The 6,284-nt window shown below is 69.3% G+C and carries 5 protein-coding genes and 1 pseudogene; 1 reads left to right on the forward strand and 5 read right to left on the reverse strand.

Annotated features, from left to right (window positions below):
- Positions 1-21: 21 nt before the first annotated feature.
- The 3 genes and pseudogenes from C1I98_RS45475 to C1I98_RS02055 all read right to left on the reverse strand — a co-directional run.
- Positions 22-516: pseudogene (locus tag C1I98_RS45475) on the reverse strand (dioxygenase); the annotation flags it as partial.
- Positions 513-1,601, reverse strand: a complete 1,089-nt coding sequence (locus tag C1I98_RS02050; protein WP_199536661.1) for a maleylacetate reductase — start codon at positions 1,599-1,601, stop codon at positions 513-515. The pseudogene C1I98_RS45475 and the gene C1I98_RS02050, both read right to left, overlap by 4 nt.
- The gene (locus C1I98_RS02055) at positions 1,598-2,242 is read right to left on the reverse strand and encodes a nuclear transport factor 2 family protein (protein WP_233507026.1); all 645 of its coding nucleotides are present in this window, start codon (positions 2,240-2,242) and stop codon (positions 1,598-1,600) included. Before C1I98_RS02055 ends, C1I98_RS02050 begins: the two co-directional genes overlap by 4 nt.
- A gap of 182 nt (positions 2,243-2,424) precedes the next feature.
- Here C1I98_RS02055 and C1I98_RS02060 point away from each other — a divergent pair, with 182 nt between their 5' ends.
- Positions 2,425-3,174: an IclR family transcriptional regulator gene (locus tag C1I98_RS02060; protein WP_111165329.1), complete on the forward strand. Its 750-nt coding sequence runs from the start codon at positions 2,425-2,427 to the stop codon at positions 3,172-3,174.
- Between the two features lie 38 nt (positions 3,175-3,212).
- Here the strand turns inward: C1I98_RS02060 and C1I98_RS02065 are convergent, their stop codons facing one another.
- Entirely contained in the window at positions 3,213-4,688 is a 1,476-nt protein-coding gene (locus C1I98_RS02065; protein WP_111165330.1) for an aldehyde dehydrogenase family protein, read from the reverse strand.
- 20 nt (positions 4,689-4,708) lie between these two features.
- Positions 4,709-5,836 carry an NAD(P)-dependent alcohol dehydrogenase gene (locus C1I98_RS02070; protein ID WP_199536662.1) on the reverse strand — a complete coding sequence of 376 codons (1,128 nt, stop codon included), beginning with the start codon at positions 5,834-5,836 and terminating at the stop codon, positions 4,709-4,711.
- Positions 5,837-6,284 lie beyond the last annotated feature (448 nt).

Raw genomic sequence — 6,284 nt, forward strand, 5'->3', positions numbered from 1 at the left:
GTCAGCGTATTGCACGTCGTAGAAGCCGTCCTCGTCGGCCTCCCAGATCTCGATCCGGGCGCCGGCCACCGGCCGTCCATCGGTGCCGGTGACCCGCCCCTGCACGTAACACGGTGTGCCCTGGAGGTCACCGGCGATGCTGCCGCCGAGCGGGACCTCGGGGCTGCCTTCCACGAAGAAGGGCCCGAACACGGTGGACTGCGTGGCGGCTCCCTGCACCGGGGAGTTGATCCCGACGGTCAGCGTGGACAGGCCCAGGACGTCGGACAGCAGGATGAACTCCTGCCGGGTGTCGGTGCAGATCCGGCCGGTCTCGGTGAGGTACCGGATCGCGTACCGCCACTCGTCCTCGGTCAGTCGCACGTCTCGCGCGAAAGCGTGCAGGTGCCGCACGAGGGACGCCATGAGCTGGCGGAGACGCTCGGACTCCGTCCGGTCGAAGCTGCGGACGACCTCCTCGGTAACCGCCCGCTCTCGTGCCGCCTGCTCGATCTGGTCGGTCGGACTCGTCCTCATGTACGCCTCCTTCCCGCGAATGCCGACTCAAGAATCGCGCGCACGTCTGCTCGCGAGACGGCCCGGACGTTGTCGAGCGGCAAGACCCCGGCCACCGCGTCCACCGCCGCCTCGAAGTCGGCCGGGTGCAGACCTGCCGACTCCAGCGTGGGGTTCAGGCGCAGCCGGTCGTAGAGGGCCCGCAGCCCCACCCCGGCATCCGCGGCGGCGAGACTCGCCGCCAGGTCCGCCATCCGGGCCGGCAACGCGGGGGCGTTGAACTCGATCACCGCCGGCAGGATCGCCGCGTGCAGCTCCGCATGCGCGAGGTCGAATCTGCCGCCCAGCACGTGACAGATCTTGTGGTGCAGGCCCGAACCCGCGACGCCGAAGGCCGTCCCGGCGACGTGCGCCCCGTAGAGCAGCTCGTCCGGTCGGCGGGTCGCACCGGCCGCCATCTTGTCGAGTCCTTCGCGAAGTGCCTTGACCCCCTCCAACGCGACGATACGGATGAGCGGGCTGCTCGCCGGCGCGGACAGCGCCTCGACGCAGTGGGCCATCGCGTTCAGCGATGAGGTCGCCGCGAGACGGGCCGGCAACCCGTCGAGGAGGCCGGGGTCGTAGACCACGGTCCTGGGCAGCACGTCGAGGGACCGGCCGGTCCGCTTTGTGGACCCGCTCGTGATTCCCCACACCGGGGTCATCTCTGATCCGGCATAGGTCGTGGGCACGGCCAGCACCGGCAGCCGGGAGGTCAGCGCGACGGCCTTCGCGGTGCCGGTCGTCGAGCCTCCGCCGATGGCCAGCAGGCCGTCGGCTCTCGCGTCGGCCGCTAGCTCGCGCGCCCGCGTGGCCATCTCCGCCGGGACGTGTGGTCGAACACCGTCGAAGCTCGCCGCGACGCGCCCGCCGAGCGGTGCGATCAAGTTCGATGCGACCTCGGCCGCGCCGGCGTCCGCGATCACGACGATCCTCTCCAGGCCCAGTCGCTCGACCTCTGGCAGCAGGTCCGCCGCGGAGCCCCTGCCGAAGACGACCCGAGTCGACGGCAGCTCCTGGACGAACGAGAGCCGGGTGGCCGATGCCGGCAGGGCGTCGCCGGTCACAGCGGGACGCCTGGACGGTCCGACCCCTGCAGCCAGGCTTCACCCTCGGCGTAGAGCCTGGTCACCGCGCTGCCGGTCAAGCCGGGCAGTCCGGGCTTCACCGTGAACCCGGCCTCGGACTGCATGTAGGCCAGGTGCCGGTAGCCGACCGGGAACCGGCTCAGGCGGGTCGGGTCCAGATCCAGGGTCGCGGCGGGATCCAGTGGGTCGATGCGGTCATGTTCGTAGATCGGCTGCCGGCGCACGATCTTCCACGCGTCGCCCAGGCGTGCCATGAAGTCGTAGAAGCGCCCGTGGCACACCACGTCCGCCTCGACCTCGTGCACGTACGCCCGCTGAGTGATCGTCATCTTGGTCTGCGCGATCGCGCGCCCCCCGACGACGTCCACGGAGCTGCCGCCCAGGAAGTGACTGATCCGCACTCCCTTCTCGAAGCCTGTCCGGCTGACCTCGATGAACTCTCGTGCCGGCCCCTGGAACCACGTCGCCGTCATGTAGCCGTCGGGGTGCCACAGCGTCCCGAACCGCTCCCAGTCTCCGGCGTCGCGCCAGACCGCCCAGCGAGCGATGACCTGCTCGATGGCCAGTACGTCCTGGAGGTCGGACGACTCGACCGCCCGCTCCCGCATCTCACGCGCCATGTTCTCTTTCCGCCTCTGACCGACGACACATTCGCCTGTGCTCACAGCAGCGGATCGATCCATCCGCCCGCTCAGCCAGCGAAGTTACGCGACCGGCCGGCTCACCGCCCACCCTTTGGTGCCGCTCAGTGGCAAGATGCGTAAGATGGCCCGACATTGTCCGCCGGACAAAGGAGCGAGCCATGGCCGGCAACACCGGCTCACCCGGAGCCTCGCTGGCGGGCCGGCTGTTCGCGGTCCTCGGGAGCTTCACGATGGCGCGGCCGGACCTGAGCCTGACCGAGATCGCGCGAGCCACGGGACTGCCGATCAGCACGACTCGCCGCCTCATCGGAGAGCTCGTCGCGTGGGGCGCCCTGGAGCGGACGCCCGAGGACCGCTACCGGATCGGGATGCGCCTGTGGGCGGTCGGCACCCTGGCCCCGCAACGGCGAGGGCTGTCCGACTCGGCGCTGCCGTACATGAACGACCTGTTCCTCGCCACGCGCGAGGCCGTCCAGTTGGTCGTCCTGGACGGCACTGAGGCGCTGTGCGTCGAGAAGGTGTCGGGGACCACCGCGGTACGGAACGAGACCCAGGTGGGCGGTCGCCTGCCTCTTCACGCCACGGCGGTCGGCAAGTGCCTGCTCGCGTGGTCTCCGCCCGACCTGCTGGCCCGGGTCATCGAGGGAGGCCTGGACCGGCGCACGATGTACACCATCACCGAGCCCGGCAGGCTGCACCGCCACCTCCGCCAGGTGCGCGCCCGGGGAGTGGCGTACTCACGCGAGGAGATGACCCTGGGAGCGGTGTCCGTGGCCGCGCCCATCCTCACCGGGCAGGGGCGCCTGCACGGGGCCCTGGGCATTGTGGTCCGCTCCGCGAAGCGGCTCGACAACCTCGCCGCTGCGGTCCTGACCTCAAGCGTGACCATCTCGCGCCAGATCGCTTGACATCGCTTTGACGCGGTCACCACTGCGGTCTCCGAGCCTCAGTGGCCTGATCGGCCGGCCGCGTCGCTCTGCGTGATGTGCTTGGCCTCCAGGAAATCGTCCATGCCGGAGAAGCCGTTGAGACGCTCGAGGCCGCTTTGCTTGTACCCGCCCTCTTCGAACTCGTCGTGAACCACCGCCCACTCGTTGATCCACACGGTCCCGACCCGGAGCTTTCGAGCCACCCGCAGCGGCTGGTCCAGGTCGCGCGACCACACGCTCGCGGCGAGACCGTAGTCGGAGTCGTTCGCGAGCCTGACGGCCTCGTCCTCGGTGGAGAAGGTCTGCAGCGTGAGGACCGGACCGAACGTCTCTTCCTGAACGATCGGTAGCTTGGGGTCGTCGATTTCGAGCAGCGTCGGCCGGTAGAACGCCCCGCGGGACAGGGGACCTTCGGTCACCGGACCCCCGCGCACGAGGACCCGCGCGCCCGAGTCGATCGCCTCGCGCACGACCGCGTCGACCCGTTCGACGTCCTGCGGCTTCATCAGCGGTCCCATGCTGCTGGACGGATCGGCGGCGGGACCGACCTCGACCTTGCCGAGCCTGGCCGTCATGCGCTCGCGGACCTGGTCGGCGATGCTTTCATGGACCAGCAGTCGCGAGCCCGCCATGCAGAACTGACCCGCGAACGTGGTGATCGCCTTCTCCAGGACGGGCTCGGCGGCGTCCAGATCGGCGGTCTCGAACAGGATCATCGGGCTCTTGCCGCCCAGTTCGAGAGAGCAGCGCTTGAGGCGCTCGGCCGCGGCCGTCGCGATGGCCCGCCCGGTCCGCGTGCCACCGGTGAAGCTGATGACGGGAACCTGCGGCGAGTCGACCAGCGCGGCCCCTCCCTCGCGGTCGCTGTTCACAGCGTTGAAGACGCCGTCCGGGAGCCCGTCGGCCCGGTGCAGTACCTCCGCGAAGAACGAGTTGACCAGCGCGGTCTCCTCGGGGAACTTCACCACCACCGTCGTGCCGGCCGCCAACGCCGGCCCCAGCGAGCGAACGGACAGAATGAGGGGTGAATTGAACGGCACGATGACGCCCGCCACGCCGACCGGTTCGCGCAGCAGGATCGAAGTGCGCCCCTCGCCCATGTCCGCCGACCGGCCCTGGGCGGTGAGGGCCATGGCCGCCCACCAGCGCAGTTTGGGCGGGATCATGCCCACCTCGAAGGCGGCCTCGCCCCGGACCTTGCCGTTCTCCAGCGCCAGCATCTCGATGAGCTGCGAGCTGTGCTGTTCCACGAGGTCAGCCATGCTGTTCAGCACTCTGTGGCGGAGCCGGCGGTTCTGCTTCCAGTCCGATTCCTCGAACGCCCGCGCCGCGGCGTCGATCGCCGTCTGCGTGAGGACCTTGTCGGCGTAGGCGAAGTGCCCCAGCTCACCGCCTGTTGCGGGGTCGTGGCTCGGACGGTGGTCGGGAGAGTCGACCCACTGGCCGTCGATCAGGTTGAGGGCCACTGGGCGCGGCCGGATTACCCCGGACATTCGTGTGCTCCTTGGTCGTTTCACGAGTGCTGCTCGGGCATGCGCAGCACCGGCTTGATCGTCGATCCGCTCTCCATGTCGGCGGCCGCCTGGTTGATCTGGTCGAAGTCGTAGTAGGTCACGATGCGATCCATTGGGAACAGACCGCGACGGTGCAGCTCGATCAAGGACGGGATGAAGAGCTGCGGGACGGCGTCTCCCTGGATGACGCCACGTATGGTCCGTCCGTTCAGGATCGTGTTGAGATCCACCGATGCGGTGGTCCCCGTCGGCGGTGCCCCGAGCAGGACGAGGGTGCCGTCCATGGCGAGGGCCGCGACCGCGCCGGAGATGGCATCGGGAGACGCGCTTGTGTCTATGGCGTAGGACACGCCATCAGGACAGATGTCCGCAATCTGGTCATACACGGCGCCGTCGCGAGGGTCCAATGCGCAGGTCGCCCCGAGTTCGCGCGCCAGACGCAGGCGGCCGGGGTCGGGATCCACGACGATCAGGTGGCTGAGTCCGAGTCGCGCGGCGATCATGAGGGCGGCGAATCCGACGCTTCCACAGCCGACGATGAGCAGGGACGAACCGGGAGCCGGGCGCAGCACGTTCACGACCGCCCCTGCCCCCGTCTGCATGCCGCAGGCGAGGGGCGCCATTGCCTCAAGAGGCACACCGTCAGGGACGGGGACCAGGTTGGAGGGCCACGTGAGTGCGTGACTAGCGAACGACGACTGCTGGAAGATGTGTCCGTGGACCGGGCCGGCCGATCGCGGGTCCCGCAGGGCGGTGCTCCCGTCTCGTCGCGAGCCGCCGAAGGACAGCGCGAAGCCGTGCGCGCAGTACTGAGGCCGCGCCGCCAGGCACGCCGCGCACTGGTCGCAGCGCGGGTAGGACAAGATGACCCGCTGGCCGGGCCGAAAGGACGAGATCGCCGATCCCACCTCTTCAACGACTCCCACGCCCTCGTGCCCGGCAACGACCGGGAGCGGTACGGGGTACGTCTGGTCGCGGATGTGCAGGTCGGTCCTGCACATCCCCGAGGCCGTGATTCGCACGAGCACCTCGTCATGGCGCGGCGCTTCCATGTCGAGGCTCTCGATGACGAAAGCGCCGCCGGGTCGGGCGACGACCGCCGCACGCACCTGCATGGCGTTGCCCACCCCCCTTTCTGCCTTCCTGCCGGATGCCGCAGACAGCGCGGCGAAAGCAAAAGGCTATGCCGAGCGCGTGCGCTTGCCCACGGACGGTTGCTGCTCAGTGGCAGAGGCACGCGTCCTCTACCGGTGGCGATACCCAATCGATGTCGATCTCAGCAAAGATGCACATGGCCTACATCTGGATCAATCCGACGTCGGAGCGGGTGCACTGGGTGAACGACCACGAGCACGCTTACGACCCACAGCCGAAAAGCCGCGGGCCGGACGGAACCACAGTCCGTCCGGCCCGGTTTTGCGGTGTTAGGGCGTCAGGGGGCCGTGGCCGGCGGCGGTTTTGTGGAGGGCTGTGGCGATTTCTTGTAGGTCGGCGGGGGTGAGGTGGAGGGTGGAGGCGTAGAGCCAGCCGGTGACCTGGGCCGGGGTGCGAGCGCCGGTGATGGCGGCGGTGACT

Origin of the sequence: Spongiactinospora gelatinilytica (genome assembly GCF_003236385.1) — a bacterium.
Taxonomy (GTDB): Bacteria; Actinomycetota; Actinomycetes; order Streptosporangiales; family Streptosporangiaceae; genus Spongiactinospora; species Spongiactinospora gelatinilytica.

Coding starts and splice junctions, on each gene's coding strand:
- C1I98_RS02060 (WP_111165329.1), top strand. CDS start 2,425: ATGGCCGGCAACACCGGCTCACCCGGAGCCTCGCTGGCGGGCCGGCTG.
- C1I98_RS02055 (WP_233507026.1), bottom strand. CDS start 2,242: ATGGCGCGTGAGATGCGGGAGCGGGCGGTCGAGTCGTCCGACCTCCAG.
- C1I98_RS02065 (WP_111165330.1), bottom strand. CDS start 4,688: ATGTCCGGGGTAATCCGGCCGCGCCCAGTGGCCCTCAACCTGATCGAC.